Origin of the sequence: Undibacterium umbellatum (genome assembly GCF_014284125.1) — a bacterium.
Lineage (GTDB): Bacteria > Pseudomonadota > Gammaproteobacteria > Burkholderiales > Burkholderiaceae_D > Undibacterium > Undibacterium umbellatum.
Map to the genome: position 1 here is coordinate 535,948 of NZ_JACOFX010000001.1, position 16,749 is coordinate 552,696.

Sequence of the window (16,749 nt, forward strand, 5' to 3'; positions counted from 1 at the left end):
TCATGCCTATTTACCAATTTGGTGACCTAGCTCCAGAAATAGATGCGTCCGCCTATATCGCAGACAGTGCCAACATCATAGGCAAAGTCAGGATAGAAGCCAATGCCAGCATCTGGTTTGATGTCACCATACGCGGCGACAATGAATTGATTACCATCAGTGAAAACAGCAATGTCCAGGAAGGCAGTATTTTACACACTGATCCTGGTTACCCGATGGTGATAGGCAAAAATGTCACTGTTGGCCACCAGTCCATGCTGCATGGCTGTACCGTTGGTGATGGATCATTGATAGGCATACAGGCTGTAGTACTGAATGGCGCAAAGATCGGCAAGAACTGCCTGGTTGGCGCTGGCGCGCTTGTCACAGAAGGCAAGGAATTTCCTGATAACTCCCTCATCATAGGCTCACCCGCCAAAGTAGTCAGGACACTCAGCGAAGCAGATATTGCTGGCCTGCAGCGCAATGCCAATACCTATGTCAAGCGCGGGCAAGCCTTTAAAACTCAACTCAAACGCATAGACTGATTTAGCGATAATAATGACTGATACCTTACAAAAATTCATGTTCGAACATGCCGGTGTACGTGGCGAAATGGTCGAACTGACTCACACCTGGCAACAAACCCTGGCACGCAAGACTTATCCTGCAGCTGTACAAACCATATTGGGCGAGTTGATGGCCGCATCTGCGCTGCTGTCAGCCAACCTGAAGTTTGATGGCACCATGATCATGCAAATTCATGGAGATGGCCCTGTCAAATTGCTGGTGGTTGAATGCGATGCTGAATTGAAAATGCGCGCCACTGCCAAACTCAGCGAGCATGCCGACATTGCAGATGATGCCAGCCTGACAGACTTAATCCATTCCCATGGCAAAGGACGATTTGTGATCACGCTGGACCCGAATAATAAATTGCCGGGTCAACAGGCTTACCAGGGCATCGTACCACTGGATGGCGACAGCATCGCAACTGTCATAGAAAACTATATGCAGCGCTCTGAGCAACTCGACACCAAGCTGTGGCTGGCTGCTGATGATAAGGTCGCGCGCGGCATGTTATTACAAAAACTACCTAAAACCGGCGGTGCGGAAGCTCAGGTGGAGGATGAAACCGAAGCCTGGAACCATGCCGTCATGCTGGGCGATACCCTGAAGCGGCCGGAACTGCTGAGCACTGGGATAGACATACTCATGCACCGCCTGTTCTGGGAAGAAACCATACGTGTATTCGACCCTTTGCATCCGCAATTCCAGTGCAATTGCACACGTGAAAAAGTCGGCGACATGTTGAGAATGCTGGGCGAAGACGAAATACAATCTGCCATCGCTGACCTTGGTACGCTGGATATCAATTGCGATTTCTGTGGCAAGCACTATGGTTTCGACAAGGTGGATTGCGCGCAATTGTTCGTTGCCAGCACACTGACAGAAGGCACATTACCTGCCCCTGAAATCAAGCATTAATTTCTACTGGCCTGGTGATCCAGCATCACCAGCCCTCTTCCGCCAAGGTCTGTCTTGAATTCATCACTCTGCAAGACGAATCGATCACACAAGTCATTGCCAAGTTTTATTCTCTGCCATTGTTGAGAGCCCATTTTTCAGGAGACTTTCCATGATTCAGCAATGGTATAAAACAAATCCAGCCAACCTCAATCGCGGCATGGATATGGTACGCATAGGTGTCGCTCTCATTATTTTGATGCATCCCCTGCATGGTTACACCCATATAGAAAACATTCCGCGATTTGGCGAATTCCTGACTTCCCTGGGCTATCCCTTTGGCACTTCCCTGGCATGGCTGGTCTTGCTGCTACAAACTGCCTGCAGCCTGGCGTTGCTGGCCAATCGCCTGGTCGTGCCTGCATGCCTAGGTCATATCGTCGTGATTTGCTTTGGATTAATTCATGTCCACGCCCAATATGGCTGGTATGTCGTTGGCCCTGGTCAAGGTGGCATGGAATGGGGCTTTATCCTGCTGAGCAGCCTGCTTGGGGTAATGTGGGCATACTGGCCAGAGAAAAGATAAAAAAGACAAATACGCAGATTGGCAAAAATATTTTCAAAAATCCTTTGACCCTGACATTAGGTGAGGCTTTATAGTCTGCCTGACTGAAGGAGATCAGGTATGTTATTGAAAATCGGCGAACTGGCCAGCCGCACTGGCCTGACTATACGCACACTGCATCATTACGACAAAATCGGCTTGCTCAAGCCATCTGTGCGCTCTGAAGCGGGTTATCGTCTGTACGACAGGGCAGATATCAAACGCCTGCATCACATTCAAGCCCTGCGCCGCCTCGATTTGTCGCTGGCAGAAGTTGGCGATGTCATCAATGGTGCTGGCAATGACTTGCACTGCGTGATAGACGAGCAGATTTCTGGTTTGGACCAGCAGATAGCCCAAAGCATGGAATTGCGCGACAGGCTGCAAGAATTGTCAGGCTTACTGAAAACCAATAACGAACCCAATCTTGAATACTGGTTGTCTACGCTGGAAATGATGAGCCTGATTGGCAAATATTTCAGCCGTGATGAAATTTTGCGCTTGCGTGAACTAGAGGTGCAGGCGCAAAGCAATGTTGACACGCATATGCCTCCTTTTGTCCAGGCAGGGCGAGTTTTACTGGATCAGAAAATACCACCGAGTGACCCTAGAGCCAAGCAACTGGCCAGGGAGTGGGTGCGCGCCATGAGCACATTAATGCCTGATCCCGCACTACTTAGCAAATTTACCCAGATGCATAGAAAAGAGCCATCTTTGCAATCCTTAAGTGGTGTCGATGATGAAATGATGGACTTTATTACCAAGGCATCAATCGAAGTCAGGTATGACATTTACAGCAAATATCTGAATGAAGAAGAGCTGCAGTATTTCCGCAAATCCTTCTTTAAGAATAACGAAACCTGGACACATGTTTTTGCAGAAGTAAGACAAAAAATGGCAATGAGCCTACCACCTGAACATCCCGATGTACAAGCATCTTTAATCAAGTGGCGCACTTTATTCATGGACGCATGGGGCAATCATTTGCCTACCATGCTCAAAGTCAGAAGCATCCACGAAAATGAACCAGAACTAAGTATAGGTGGCGGACTGACGCCGGCTTTAATTGTCTATGCCCGCCAGGGACTGGCCTTTCTGGAAAAAAGCCATCCTCTGAAGCCATAAGGAAAACTAAATGAACGATGTAAATACACACAAAACCGACAATACGCCCAAAGGCATATTCAAGGACAGTAATTTCCTGTGGATGATAGGCGGCGGTGCAATCTCCATGCTGGGTGATCAGTTCACTTTGATTGCCCTGCCCTGGCTGGTATTGAAAATGACTGGTGACACCTTGATACTTGGCATCGTACTTGCCCTGATCAGCGTCCCACGCGCATTGTTGATATTGCTGGGTGGTGCAGTCGTTGACCGCTACTCCCCCAAGATAGTGATGATGCAGACAAAGTACATCAACACAATGCTGCTGGGTATATTGAGTGCCCTGATTTTTTACGGCAAGCTGGAATTATGGATGGTGTATGCCCTGGCCTTGGGCCTGGGAATCTCGACAGCCTTCAGCATCCCTTCAGGTACTTCCATGTTGCCACGGGTAGTCGCACCAGCGCAGTTGCAATCTGCAAATGGCATCATGTTGAGTGTGCGCCAGTTGACCATGTTCATAGGCCCTGTACTGGCAGGCTTGCTGATTGCTCTGTTTGGCACGCATGAGCAAGGGATGATCAACGATGCGCAAGGGTTGGCAGCGGCTTTCTTCTTTGATTGCTTCACATATGCTTTTTCTGCCTGGACACTGAGCAAGGTCGGGATGAACAACATGACTATGCCCCCTGGCCCTGCCGGACATAAACCAGCTCTGCTGCAATCACTGACAGAAGGCTTGCGTTATTGCTGGAATGAGAAACAGTTGCGCAGTTGCTTTATCTATTGGGCAGCGATCGCCTTCTTCATTATGGGGCCGATACAGATCGCCTTACCTGTCATGGCAAATCAACTCAGCAATAGCGCCAGCGCGCTGGGCTTGCTGGCAGGTTCACACGGTGCAGGTACGCTATTAGGCATGGCTCTGGCAGGCATGAAACCCAATCTGCGTTTCGGTAATCTGGGACGCACTATCTTGCTGGTCGATTTTATTGTCGGTATTTTGTTTATACCCATGGGCCTGATAAGCGCCAGTTGGCAAGGTGCCGTAATACTATTAAGCGTAGGCATATTGGGTGGCTTTTTACATGTGGCAGTATTTACCTGGGTACAAAAACAGGTGCCACCGAATATGATAGGCCGTGCCATGAGTATGTTCATGTTTATCTTCATGGGCATAGGGCCAGTTTCGGCGGCATTCACTGGCTGGCTACTGCGCGGTATCACTATTCCGCAATTATTCATGGGCAGTGGCAGCCTGTTGATCCTGATCGTCATCATGGCAACACAAATCAGCCCTATCGTTAAGGTGACGGACAAGCACTTAGCTGCATAAAAAACAATTAAATTAAATCAGGCTGACGGTATGTGCTACGTCAAGACCTGAGTAACACCTGTAGAAGTATCAGCAATATGTTTGCGCGAGGCATCAAGACCAAATCCTTGCGCAACAAAGCCCTTCAACAACTACAATGGATATAAATCATTATCGGATTACCCCACTCTGCATGCAGCATCAGGAAGATATCCAGCTTTTCTGCAATCCCTAAGTCAAGTATCAATTGCCTCCAATTCATTGATTACTTTGCCATTCAGTTTCACAAAAAATCAATAAATTCAATGTTAAATCGAGTGAATTTCAATAGCAATTTATTTCCATTTAACTTAACTTTTCAAAGTTTGGCTCTATCATATAAACACTGGGCAATTAATTTGTATCGTTGTGATTGCATGCAGTAGTACCCTGTATTAGCAAGGTACTTCAACCCCATTATAAGCATTTCCTGTTCAGCATTTGACAAACCCGGTTTCATAGTTCTTTAACCAGCTTCAAATCAGGGAGACACCCATGAAAAAGACAAGCCTCGTATTTGCTTTGGGATTAATTGTCGGTACATCACCTAACTTCGCAAGCGCTGCAGAAAGAAGTACGGAAGCAGAAGCCGTCGCTTTGATTCAAAAAGCGCAGGAATACATCAAAAAGAATGGTGTTGAAAAGTCCATTGCTGAATTTAACAAACTGGACAGCCCCTTCAATACTGCCAGCGATATCAATAAAAAAGGCGACTTGTATTTATATACACTTGATCAAAAAGGTTACCAGGCTGTCCACGGTAAAAATCCAAAGATTGTGGGTAAGACCATGCTGGACATGCGTGATCAGGATGGTGTTTACCTGATCAAGGAGATGGCAGAAAAATGTTTCGCTAACGGCAAAGCATGGGTTGCCTATCGCTGGCCCAATCCTGTTACCAAGGATTTGGAAAAGAAAAAAGGATATGTAGAGAGAGTTCCTGGACAAGATTTCTGCCTGGGAACTGGAATATACTATTAAGATAAAGCTTGGTACATCTTTAAAAAGGGGAAGTCCAAAAACTTCCTCTTTGTTCAGGTTTGAGCTTACCCATATTCAATTAATAATTTCGCCACCTCGCAAGCTGTCTCAATCATCGAGAATCTGAAAGAATTTACAGGAAGGAATTTGCATGGCGGTACCGGCTGAACGGCCCAAAATTGCTGGTGTGATTTTCCTGTTACTTGCAGGTGTGGCCATTGCAGCCATTATTTTGCAAACATGGTGGGCCATTTCGCAAGACCGCAACATTACTTTCAGATCCGAGCATGAAAATGGATTGGTCGCTGTTCGCCTGCTGGAAGAACATGCTACCCAAACTCTGAACGAGGCCGATGGCAACTTGAGCACAGTCATCAACGCCATACAATCCATCAGCAGGGAGCGAGAGCTAAATGACGACATCATCCGTGAACTCATCACCAAAGCACAGCCTTTTAACAAAATATTAAAAGCACTGCAGTATGTCAATGTTGCTGGAAAAGCCTTCGTCAGTACTATCGATTACCCTGCATATCAGGTTGATGCGGACGAAAGAACGTACATCCCCTATTTGCTCAAGCATCCCGAAATCAAACATGCCGTGATTGGTCAGCCCTTTCAGCGCTTTTATGATACGGAGCTGGTCGTCCCACTTGCTCGCAACTTATATGCGGACAATGGTAGTCATTTAGGAATTATAAGTACCGACCTTAGCGTTTCTTACTTTAGTGCGGTGTATGCCCGCATCGCTAAAGATAGCAAGGCGATAGTATCCCTGTTTACCGAAAATGGCACCGTGATCGTGCGTTTTCCTTTTGACAAGGAATATATAGGTAAAGAGATTAGAAATTCGCCAGTCATTCGTGAGCTGGCCAGTAAACCCGTCGAAGGCAATTTCAGAGACGCGCAGTTTCTTGATGAAAAAAATCAAATAGAGCGACTTTATACTTACCGGAAAATTGCCAGCTTCCCTATCGTGTCAGTTTTTGCCCGCGACAGCGATTCCATCCTGATGCCGTGGCGCGAACGCACGCGTGACCGTCTGGTATTTTCAGGGATTACGATACTGCTTTTGTGCATATTGACGTTTTCTTTATGGGTACATATACATCGCCTGCATCTCTCGGAAGACTCCTTAAGAAAATCCGAAATGTCACTACGCGTTAGTGAAAGCAAATTCGTCAATCTATTTAAATTTTCGCCTGTTCCCCTGGCGTTGATCAGTTTGGCAGATGACAAACTGGTTGAAGTGAATGACAGCCTGCTGAGGCAAACCGGTTTTCAAGTCCATGAAATGATGGGAAAAACCCCGCAAGAACTACAGCTTTGGGAAGACGTCTCTTTACGGGAAAACTATCTAAAATTACTCAAAGAGCAGGGTTTTGTCGACCAGTTTGAAATGCGATTTCGCTATAAAAATGGCAAAATCGCCACCTGTTTACTGTCTTCAAGGTTATTTGAATCTGGTGGCAACAAGATGGTTATCTTTACACCCATCGATATAAGCCAGATACGCGCTATAGAAAATGAAATCCGTCAATTGAACGCAGATCTGGAAAAACGGGTAGTGCAACGCACACTAAGCCTGGAAGAAACCAATAATGAACTGGCAAATGCACTAGACAGTTTGACCGCCATGCAAGGTGAATTGATACGTTCAGAAAAAATGGCCGCACTAGGTTCTTTAGTCGCCGGTATTGCGCATGAGTTGAATACACCCATAGGAAACAGCGTCACGGTAGCCTCAACTTTGCAAGACCATGCAGTCACCATGGAAAATGAATTATCCACTACGCAGCCACGTCGCTCTGTTCTGGCACAGCTAACTCGTGAAACCAGCAAGGGCGCGAATATCCTAGTACGTAGCCTGGACAGGGCAGCACAGTTAATTCTCAGTTTCAAACAAGTGGCAGTAGACCAGTCCAGCAATCACCGGCGCAATTTTGACCTTAGCACGACACTTAATGAAATTCTGGTCACTTTGGAACCTATGTATAGCAGGAGTACACATCACCTGCATATAGACTTTACACCAGATATCATGATGGAAAGTTATCCAGGTGCTCTGGCGCAAATTATTACAAATTCCGTCAATAACTGCCTGACCCATGCATTTGAAAATCTCGAACACGGAAATATGTACCTGAAAACCAGGTTGTTTGGTCAGCATCAGGTTGAAATTATCTTCAGTGATGATGGTACAGGCATTTCACCTGAACACCTCGCCCGTGTCTTTGACCCCTTCTTTACCACGAAACTTGGCAAAGGAGGTTCTGGCCTGGGAATGCATATCGTCTACAATTTGGTGACGGATGTCCTTGGAGGGAAAATCGATCTGGAAAGTGAACCAGGCGAAGGAACCACCATTAGCCTGCTATTACCTCTCATCGCCCCTGTCAATCAAACCGACAAGTTCGCCGCATAGCATTGAGCAAGACTAAGCCACATGGCAATCCATGTTACGAGAATTTAAGCTGGGGAATTTGAAAGAAGAAGTTGGCGAGCCTGATCTGCGGCACTTACGGGAAATGACTGTGGCTGCTTCGTTCCCGACCTGACCAGATTGGCCATGCCGCAATGCGCAGGGGCCCGCCAAGATCCATTATATCGCATCAAACACAAACTTGCAGCACTTTGACCTAATAAGCCTGACAAGATGCCAATCTCGTTCCAGGCAGACTAATTCAATCCCTAATTTCTCGCTTCCGTCCCTGCCCATACCTGTTCCATCGCATCTTTCCATTTGCACATTCCATTTGCATAAGATATATCTACCGGCGCCAACCGCGCAAGGAATGGTTTAATTACAACAAGGAAAAAGCATGGAACTTCGCATACAACATCTCTCAAAACTATACAGTAACGGTGTACAGGCACTCAATGATATCAACCTGACCATACCTGCGGGGATGTTTGGCTTGCTTGGACCAAATGGTGCGGGCAAATCAACCTTGATGCGCACGCTGGCGACTTTACAGGATGCCGATTCAGGCACTGCGCTGCTGGACAATATCAATATCCATGAACAAAAGGATCAGATACGCCGTTTGCTTGGCTATCTACCGCAAGACTTTGGCCTTTACCCCAAGGTCAGCGCCTATGACTTGCTGGATCACTTTGCGGTCCTGAAGGGGCTGGACAACCGCAAACAACGTAAAGAGGTGGTTGAGGCCTTGCTGCATCAAACCAATCTCTACAATGTCAAAAACAAGCACCTGGGCGGCTTCTCTGGTGGCATGCGTCAGCGTTTTGGCATTGCGCAGGCCTTGCTCGGCGACCCAAAACTGATCATCGTTGATGAACCTACGGCTGGCCTGGACCCGGAAGAACGGGTACGCTTTCATAATTTGCTGGCTGACATAGGTACAGAAAAAATCGTCATCCTTTCCACCCATATCGTTGAAGATGTGGCTGACCTGTGCAACAACATGGCTGTCATCAACAAAGGCCAGGTAATACTAACCGGACAGCCGCTTTCTTTGATCGCGCAGATCCAGGGCAAAATCTGGAAACGCTTTATTGAAAAGACTGAACTCGCAGCCTGCCAGCAAAAGCATCAACTCATCTCCAGTCGCCTGACTTCGGGCCGTACGCTCATCCACGTCTATGCGGACGAACAGCCAGATCATGGCTTTGACGCGACCCAAGGCAATCTGGAAGATGTGTATTTCGCTGCGATGGCTGGTTTGCTGCCCAGTCCTGCTGCATTGCCAGTTCAACGCGCAGCCTGAGGAGTCGTCATGTTAGCGATACTCATGTTTGAGCTGCGCCAGAAATCCCGCAGCCTGTCCACTTATGTCTATTTTCTGGTTTTCTTTTGCCTGGCCCTGCTATGGATGGCAGCAGCAGGTGGCTTATTTGCCGGCGCGTCCATCGGTTTTGGCGGCAAGGTTTATATCAATGCGCCAGTAGCCGTTTTTCAAAGCATCACCTTCCTTGGCTATTTGGGCATCAGCACGGTTGCGGCATTGATGGGACAAGCGACGCACCAGGATATAGAACACCACGCCTGGCATTTTTTCTACAGCGCCCCCATCAGCAAATTCCAATATCTCGCAGGTCGCTTTTTGGCTGCCCTGCTGACCAGCATCATCATTTTTTCTGGGCTCGGTCTGGGTGCATGGCTGGGTTGTTATTTGCCGGGCATAGAAGCTGTCAGGCTGGGTGCAGTACAACCTTTGTCATATGTCATGCCCTATCTGTATGCGATATTGCCGAATTTTATAATTTTTGGTGGTATTTTCTTTACCCTTGGCGCACTTACACGTCGCATGATGCCGGTGTATGTGTCCAGCGTGCTGTTGATTATCGGCTATCTGGTCGCCCGTTCGTTGCGGGCTGATCTCGACAACAAGACCATGGCTGCCCTGCTTGATCCCTTTGGTTCTTCTGCCGTCAGCATGATGACTGAATACTGGAGCATAGCCGACAAGAATGCCCGCCAAATCGCTCTGGATGGCGTTTTTCTCATCAACCGTCTGATATGGCTGGGTCTTGGCCTTGCCAGTCTGGGGCTGTGCTACTGGCGCTTTAAATTCGCAACGATCAACACGACAGGCAAGCAAAAGAAAGAGGCTGCTACAACGTCACCCGCCACGATGCTACTGCAAAAAGTTACACCCAATTTCTCAGGCAACAGAATCTTGAAGTTACTGCATGCCGAGAGCATGCTGAATTTGCGGGAGTCAGTAAAAAATGTTTATTTCATCGTCATACTATTGGCTGGCGTTTTGTTCGTGTTTGCGATTTCCAGTTCCGTCACTAAAATGTTTGGCACACCCACTTATCCTGTGACCTATGCGGTACTCGAGATTTTGGGTGGCAGCTTTGGTATCTTCATGCTTGCCATCACTACTTTTTATGCCGGAGAACTGGTATGGCGTGAACGGGATGCGCGCATTGCGCAACTGCTCGACGCACTACCCATTCCAAACTATTTGCCATTCGCTGCAAAGCTGATCGCACTGATCGCCTTGCAAGGCATCATGCTCTTCGTATTGATGTTGTGCGGCATCCTGCTACAGACCATCAAAGGCTATAACAATTATGAGTTAGCCCAGTATGTGCAACAGCTGTTTCTGATGCAATGGCCGGAATATGCCTTGTTAGCTGTACTCGCGATTTCCTTGCAAGTTATCGTCAATCACAAGTATCTGGCTTATTTTTTGATCATACTGTATTACGCTGCCACTATAGCCTTGCCTGCACTGGGTGTGGAGCATCCCATGTTCAACTATGCAGTGACACCATCTGTTACTTATTCTGACATGAATGGTTATGGCCACATGCTGGCGATCTCACGCTGGTATCTGACTTACTGGACCGGTGCAGCCTTGATCCTGGTCAGCCTGTCTTTGATGATGTGGGTACGTGGCACTACCACCGATTTCCGCCTGCGTTTACGCCTGGCAAAACAGGCTTTCTCAGGCGGCAATTCGATTTTGATGTTGGCTGGCACCAGTGTCTTTTTGTTGACTGGTGCTGCGATTTTTTACTTTACGAATATCCTCAATCCTTATCAAAACCAGTTTGCCCAGCAAACTGATAATGCCCAATATGAAAAACGTTATAAACAGTATGCCAGCCAGGCACAGCCACGCATTAGCGATGTCAAACTGAATGTAGACATTTTCCCGGAAACCCGTAGCAGCCATATCAAAGGTAGCTACCAACTCGTCAATCGCAGCAACCAGGCTATACAAGAAATTTTTATCACGCAAAAAGACGATGTAGACATCATCAAGATGGAATGGGATCTACCGAATGAAAAAAATATAGCCGATAGCAAGCTGGGGTTTCATAGCTATAAACTTAAAAAACCTTTAGCGGCAGGCGAGAAATTGAATTTCAATTTTGAACTTAAAATCGCGCCCAACAACTTCCTGGGTATGAGCCAGGGTAGCCCTCTTTACTACAATGGCAGCTTCTTCAATAGCATGTTGATGCCACATATAGGCTATCAGCCAGCTCTGGAACTCAGGGAAGATAAAACCAGACGCGAGCATGGCTTGTCTGAAAAGGAGAGAATGGCTGAAAGGGATGATCCCAAGGCATTGGAAAACAACTATATCGCCAATGATGCCGACTGGATCAGTTTTGATGCGGTAGTGTCAACCTCTGCAGATCAAATGGCAGTTGCACCTGGCACTTTAAAGCGTCAATGGCAAGAGCAAGGGCGCAACTATTATCACTACGTGCCAGAGCAAGCCATCTTGAATTTTTATGCCTTCCTGTCAGGACGTTATGAAGTCAAACAGGCGAAATGGCAAAACACTCCCATAGAAATCAATTATCACAGAGGACATGAATACAATGTAGACCGCATGGTGAAAGGCGTGCAAAAATCACTGGATTATTACACCAAGAACTTTGGTCCGTATCAGCACAAACTGGTCCGTATCATTGAATTTCCAAGGTATGCCAGATTTGCTCAGGCTTTCCCCAACACCATACCTTTCTCAGAAAGCATAGGCTTCATTGCCCGTGTCGATGATAACAATCCCAAGGAAGTTGATTATCCATTCTATGTAACAGCACATGAAGTCGCCCATCAATGGTGGGCACATCAGGTCATCTCTGGCAACAGCAAAGGCGGCACAGTGCTGGTGGAAACCCTGGCGCAGTATTCTGCCCTGATGGTCATGAAGCATACCTATGGTGATGCAACCATGCGCCGCTTCTTGCAGTTTGAGTTGGATCGCTATCTACAGGGCCGCAGTCAGGAAAGGAAAAAAGAATTGCCGCTGGCACAAAATGAAAATCAAGACTATATCCACTATGCCAAAGGCAGCCTGGCCATGTACTTGCTGCAAGACCAGATCGGCGAAGACAAAGTCAATCAGGCCTTGCGCCAAGTCATCGCACGCCATGCCAACAAGGGCGCACCTTACCCTAGCAGCACTGCCCTGACCAAGGCCTTGCGTGAAGTCACGCCGGCTGAGCAGCAATATGTGATTGATGATCTGTTTGACTCAATCACCCTGTATGAAAATCGCGCCATTTCAGCAACGGCTACAGCCTTGTCTGATGGTCAGCACGAAGTGACACTCAAAGTCACCAGCAATAAACTCAAGGCCGATGAATTGGGTGTAGAAAAAGAAGTCCCTCTGAAAGACTGGATGGACATAGGCATAGACGACAAAGACGGCAAACCCTTGCTGCGTCAGCGCCAGCTCATCCACCAGAAAGAAATGGAATTCAAACTCATCGTCAAAGGCATGCCCGCCAAAGCAGGCATAGATCCAGATATCAAGTATGTGGATCGCAAACCAGATGATAATTTGATCAAGGTGGAATTGAGTAGCAAGTAATTGAGTTTACCGGCACAAAAAGGCGAACCATGGTTCGCCTTTTTTGCACATATGTGCATTTTTGGATTTACCGCCATTGTGTAACCATAAGCCAGGTTTAGCTGCGAATTAATTAAATTTTTGACAATTTCAAGTTTTGGAAATGGTAAATATATTTCCAAATTTGCTTTTCAATTGTGAACTTTCAGACCAAAATATGGCCTCAAGTGCAGGGTCAATATGACTACATTGAAATGTATTAATATTAAATAAACAATAAGCCACTATCCTGCATTTGTTGCACATCCATTAATCCAAAAAATCCAAACTGGACCATAAACCATGCATAAACATCTTGTTCGCAACTTGTTCGCTGTTGCATTGACCCTGCCAAGCTTTGCCTTTGCTGCCCATCCCAATGAGACAGAAGCAGATCGATGGAATTTGAAAGACATGTATCAGACCAAGGCTGATTGGGATAAAGATGCGATGACGCTGGAGGTGCAGTTAAAACAGTTTCAAACCTGTAGCGGTCACCTGAGCGACAATATTGCCCGCTTCAAGACGTGCCTGGACCTGAATGCTGACTTGTGGAAGCGCTATGCCCGTCTGTCCAGCTATGCCTTCCAGTTCCGCGATCAGGATACTGGTGACAATGCTGGTGCAGACCTGGGCCAGCGCTCCGACATATTGGGTAGTAAAGTGGAAGAAGCAACGTCTTTCCTCAGACCAGAAATTTTGAGTATAGGCGCAAAAAAAATAGCTGCATTCCAGTCCAAAGAAAAAGGCTTGAAGATCTATACCCATCAGTTAGATGACATCTTGCGTTCCGGCCAGCATACCCTGGATAAAAAAGGCGAAGAAATCGTCGCAACCTTTGGTATGGCAACCAATACTGCCAGCGCTGTCTATTCCACCTTGTCAAATGCAGATATGCCATGGCCCAAGGTCAAATTATCGACTGGTGAAGAAGTACGCATAGATCAGTCCGCCTATACCAAATACCGTGCGGCCCCCAACCGGGCAGATCGCCAACTGGTATTTGACGCATTCTGGGGCAAATGGAAAGAATTTGAACGCAGTTATGGCGTAATGTTTTACGAACAATTAAAACGCGACTCAGCCTACGCCAAGATACGCAACTATCCCGATTCTTTGACGCAAGCACTGGATAACAACAAGGTGCCACGCGAAGTCTATGACACACTGGTATCGCAAACCAGGGCCAACCTGCCTACCCTGCACCGCTACTTCAAATTGCGCGCCAAACTGCTTGGGGTAAAAGACCTGCGCTATTTCGACATCTATCCACCCCTGGTATCTGGCGATTTCAAATACACAATCAAGGATGGTGTCAAACTGGTTTTGGAGTCAGTCAAGCCTTTAGGTGACGACTATGTCAAAGCCATGACCAAAGCCACGACAGAACGATGGATGGATGTTTACCCACGTCCACGCAAGCGCTCAGGCGCATACATGAATGGCTCGGCCTACGATGTTCACCCCTACGTGCTGTTGAATTACAACGATGATTATGAATCGGTGTCAACTTTGGGACATGAATGGGGTCATGCCATGCATTCCTATCTGGCCAACAAGCACCAGCCTTTCATCAGCGCCGACTACCCAATTTTCACAGCGGAAATTGCATCAACCACCAATGAAGTTTTCTTGCTTGACCATATGCTGAAGATCGCCAAGAGCGATGATGAACGTCTGTTGTATCTGGGTTCAGCCCTGGAAAACCTGCGCGGCACTTTCTTCCGCCAGGCCATGTTTGCTGACTTTGAGCGTGAAGTACATGCCAAGGTAGATAAAGGTGAGTCCCTGACTGGCGAAGCACTGTCGAAAATCTATGGCGACATCCTGAAAAGTTATCATGGCGACAAAGAAAACATCATGAAAATAGATGATGCCTATGCCGTAGAATGGGCTTATATTCCCCACTTCTACAACCGTTTCTATGTATTCCAGTATGCGACTTCCATCGCTGCTGGCTCCATGTTCGCCGATGAAATCCTGAAGGGACAAGCTGGTGCCAGGGATAAATACCTGAACATCCTGAAAGCAGGCGGTTCTGCTTACCCCTATGAACTGGTCAAGAGCGCAGGTGTGGACCTGGCTTCACCTGCCCCTTATCAGGCCGTATTTGTACGCATGAATAAAATCATGGATCAGATTGAAGCGATACAGGCAAAACGTTAATACATGAAGTCTGATTTTCTGAAAGGATTGAACGACAATTAGCGTTTTCACACGATCAGAAAGCAACTTAGCCACGCAAGCGAAGCTTGCGTGGCTAAATTTTCATCAACCAGTCATTCCTGCTTTTTTGATCCTGATCAACAGCTGCCTGCCGCTGCCAAAGTAAAGTAATAGAAAGAATAGCAAGGAGACACGCCATGTCAGTCAGAAATATTTACCCTGCGTCGCTACGCGTCATACAGGACGAGCACGAACACTTGTCGTCAGTCATACAAGGCATGCGTTATTTCGTGCGGCAAATAGAAAGTGGCGGCAACGCGCCTGATCTGAAAGTATTCCGGGCAATGCTGTATTACATCATGGAATATCCTGAAAAAGTCCATCACCCCAAAGAAGATCAATACCTGTTTGCTAAAATCAAGGAAAGAACACATCAACTCGACAGTGAACTTGATGCCTTAAGTGAACAACACAGTAAAGGTGAGTTGATGGTGCATAGGTTATTTCATGCTTTGCTGGACTATGAATTTGGTGGCAAACCTGCTTTTGCACGATTTCGTGATCTGGTGGAGCAGTACGCCCATTTTTATTTTGCCCACATGCGCGCAGAAGAAGAGCGCATCATGCCCATAGCCAGGCAAGTGCTGAATGACCAGGACTGGAAAGAAGTTGATGCCGCATTTTTGGAAAACCGCAAAATGCTGGATGATGCTGGCGAACGTTACAAATATGAGCAACTATTTTCACTCATCGTCAACATCGCTCCTGCGCCTATAGGCGTTGGCGACCCAATTTAAACCAAGAACTCGATAAAAAAATCTAGCGCCGCGAAGACAGGATAATGCCACCGACGATGCACATAAATGCCAGCGCATGAAACACATGCGGTGTTTCCCTCAAAAAGGCAGCTGACATCAGGGCGGCAAACAGGGGCGTCAGGTTGTTGAAAAAAGCAGCAATATTCGGCCCTACCCTTTGTACGCCCAAGCCCCAGCAACGAAAAGCAATCACTGCCGGGCCGATGGCAACAAAAGCCAGGGCCGCGAATAGCATGGGGCTCCAGTGTATTGTCGACTTAGCAACAACCCATTCAGTTGCAGAAAATAAGCCGGACCACAATACACCAAAGCTGACTTGCGCCAGTAAGAAATCAGCCCAGTGATTGCGTAACTCACCATCGTTACCGCGCGTCAGCAACCAGCTATAGACTGACCAGGTGATGGTGGCAATGATCATGAAAATATCGCCAAGAACCAGATGCAGCGACAGCAATTGCCTTATTTCACCACGGCTTAAGACAATCAACACACCAACGATAGACAATACTGCACCGGCCAGTTGCCAGCGAGAGACCTTGGCCTGGAAGAACAGGCTACCAACCATCATCATCCATACCGGCATGCTGGCCGCAACAAGTGTGACGTTAATCGGTGTAGAGCTCTGCAAGGCCAGGTATTGCAAGGCATTGTACAAACCCACACCTAGCAAACCCAATAATGCATAGCGCCGCCAGTTACGCCACAACATGCTATCGCGGCGATAAATATGGAAAGCCATGGGCAAGAGTATCAAAAAGGCCAATACCCAACGTATGAAGTTCAGTGTAATTGGCGGCACCATCTCATGAATCATACGCCCGACGACAGCATTGCCCGCCCAGAGCAAAGGCGGTATGACAAGCAAGAAAATCGTTGCGGGGTTCAGTTTATGATTCATGAATTTCAGCATGCCTATAAAAAAAGCAGGCAGTATCAGGTGTATTAACC

12 protein-coding genes and 1 other RNA gene are annotated in these 16,749 nt (G+C 47.2%); 11 read left to right on the plus strand and 2 right to left on the minus strand.

Annotated features, from left to right (window positions below; all coding sequences use genetic code 11):
- The first annotated feature begins 2 nt into the window (after window positions 1–2).
- The 7 genes from H8L47_RS02530 (at window position 3) to H8L47_RS02560 (ending at window position 7,914) form a co-directional block, all read left to right on the plus strand.
- A complete protein-coding gene (locus H8L47_RS02530) occupies window positions 3–527 on the plus strand; it encodes a gamma carbonic anhydrase family protein (RefSeq protein ID WP_186951654.1) in 525 nt (174 codons plus the stop codon).
- Between the two features lie 13 nt (window positions 528–540).
- Entirely contained in the window at window positions 541–1,467 is a 927-nt protein-coding gene (gene hslO, locus H8L47_RS02535; RefSeq protein WP_186951655.1) for an Hsp33 family molecular chaperone HslO, read from the plus strand.
- 151 nt (window positions 1,468–1,618) lie between these two features.
- Complete coding sequence (locus tag H8L47_RS02540; protein ID WP_186951656.1) at window positions 1,619–2,032, plus strand: DoxX family protein; 414 nt, start codon at window positions 1,619–1,621, stop codon at window positions 2,030–2,032.
- A 99-nt stretch (window positions 2,033–2,131) separates the two neighbouring features.
- Entirely contained in the window at window positions 2,132–3,175 is a 1,044-nt protein-coding gene (locus tag H8L47_RS02545; protein ID WP_186951657.1) for a MerR family transcriptional regulator, read from the plus strand.
- A 10-nt stretch (window positions 3,176–3,185) separates the two neighbouring features.
- Complete coding sequence (locus H8L47_RS02550) at window positions 3,186–4,490, plus strand: MFS transporter (protein WP_186951658.1); 1,305 nt, start codon at window positions 3,186–3,188, stop codon at window positions 4,488–4,490.
- A 513-nt stretch (window positions 4,491–5,003) separates the two neighbouring features.
- Window positions 5,004–5,489: a cache domain-containing protein gene (locus H8L47_RS02555; RefSeq protein ID WP_186951659.1), complete on the plus strand. Its 486-nt coding sequence runs from the start codon at window positions 5,004–5,006 to the stop codon at window positions 5,487–5,489.
- A gap of 151 nt (window positions 5,490–5,640) precedes the next feature.
- Complete coding sequence (locus H8L47_RS02560; RefSeq protein WP_186951660.1) at window positions 5,641–7,914, plus strand: ATP-binding protein; 2,274 nt, start codon at window positions 5,641–5,643, stop codon at window positions 7,912–7,914.
- Window positions 7,915–7,984: 70 nt separating this feature from the next.
- Here the strand turns inward: H8L47_RS02560 and ffs are convergent.
- Window positions 7,985–8,083, minus strand: an RNA gene (ffs, locus tag H8L47_RS02565) — signal recognition particle sRNA small type.
- 228 nt (window positions 8,084–8,311) lie between these two features.
- Here ffs and H8L47_RS02570 point away from each other — a divergent pair.
- The 4 genes from H8L47_RS02570 (at window position 8,312) to H8L47_RS02585 (ending at window position 15,780) form a co-directional block, all read left to right on the plus strand.
- Window positions 8,312–9,220 (plus strand): ABC transporter ATP-binding protein, encoded by a 909-nt coding sequence (locus H8L47_RS02570; protein WP_186951661.1) that lies wholly within the window; start codon window positions 8,312–8,314, stop codon window positions 9,218–9,220.
- A gap of 9 nt (window positions 9,221–9,229) precedes the next feature.
- Window positions 9,230–12,799, plus strand: coding sequence for an ABC transporter permease/M1 family aminopeptidase (locus H8L47_RS02575; RefSeq protein ID WP_186951662.1), 3,570 nt, complete (start codon window positions 9,230–9,232; stop codon window positions 12,797–12,799).
- 321 nt (window positions 12,800–13,120) lie between these two features.
- The gene (gene pepF / locus H8L47_RS02580) at window positions 13,121–14,983 is read left to right on the plus strand and encodes an oligoendopeptidase F (protein WP_186951663.1); all 1,863 of its coding nucleotides are present in this window, start codon (window positions 13,121–13,123) and stop codon (window positions 14,981–14,983) included.
- A 197-nt stretch (window positions 14,984–15,180) separates the two neighbouring features.
- Window positions 15,181–15,780 (plus strand): hemerythrin domain-containing protein, encoded by a 600-nt coding sequence (locus H8L47_RS02585; protein ID WP_186951664.1) that lies wholly within the window; start codon window positions 15,181–15,183, stop codon window positions 15,778–15,780.
- 22 nt (window positions 15,781–15,802) lie between these two features.
- Here H8L47_RS02585 and H8L47_RS02590 read toward each other — a convergent pair whose 3' ends face one another.
- Entirely contained in the window at window positions 15,803–16,699 is an 897-nt protein-coding gene (locus tag H8L47_RS02590; protein ID WP_186951665.1) for a DMT family transporter, read from the minus strand.
- Between the last annotated feature and the right edge of the window lie 50 nt (window positions 16,700–16,749).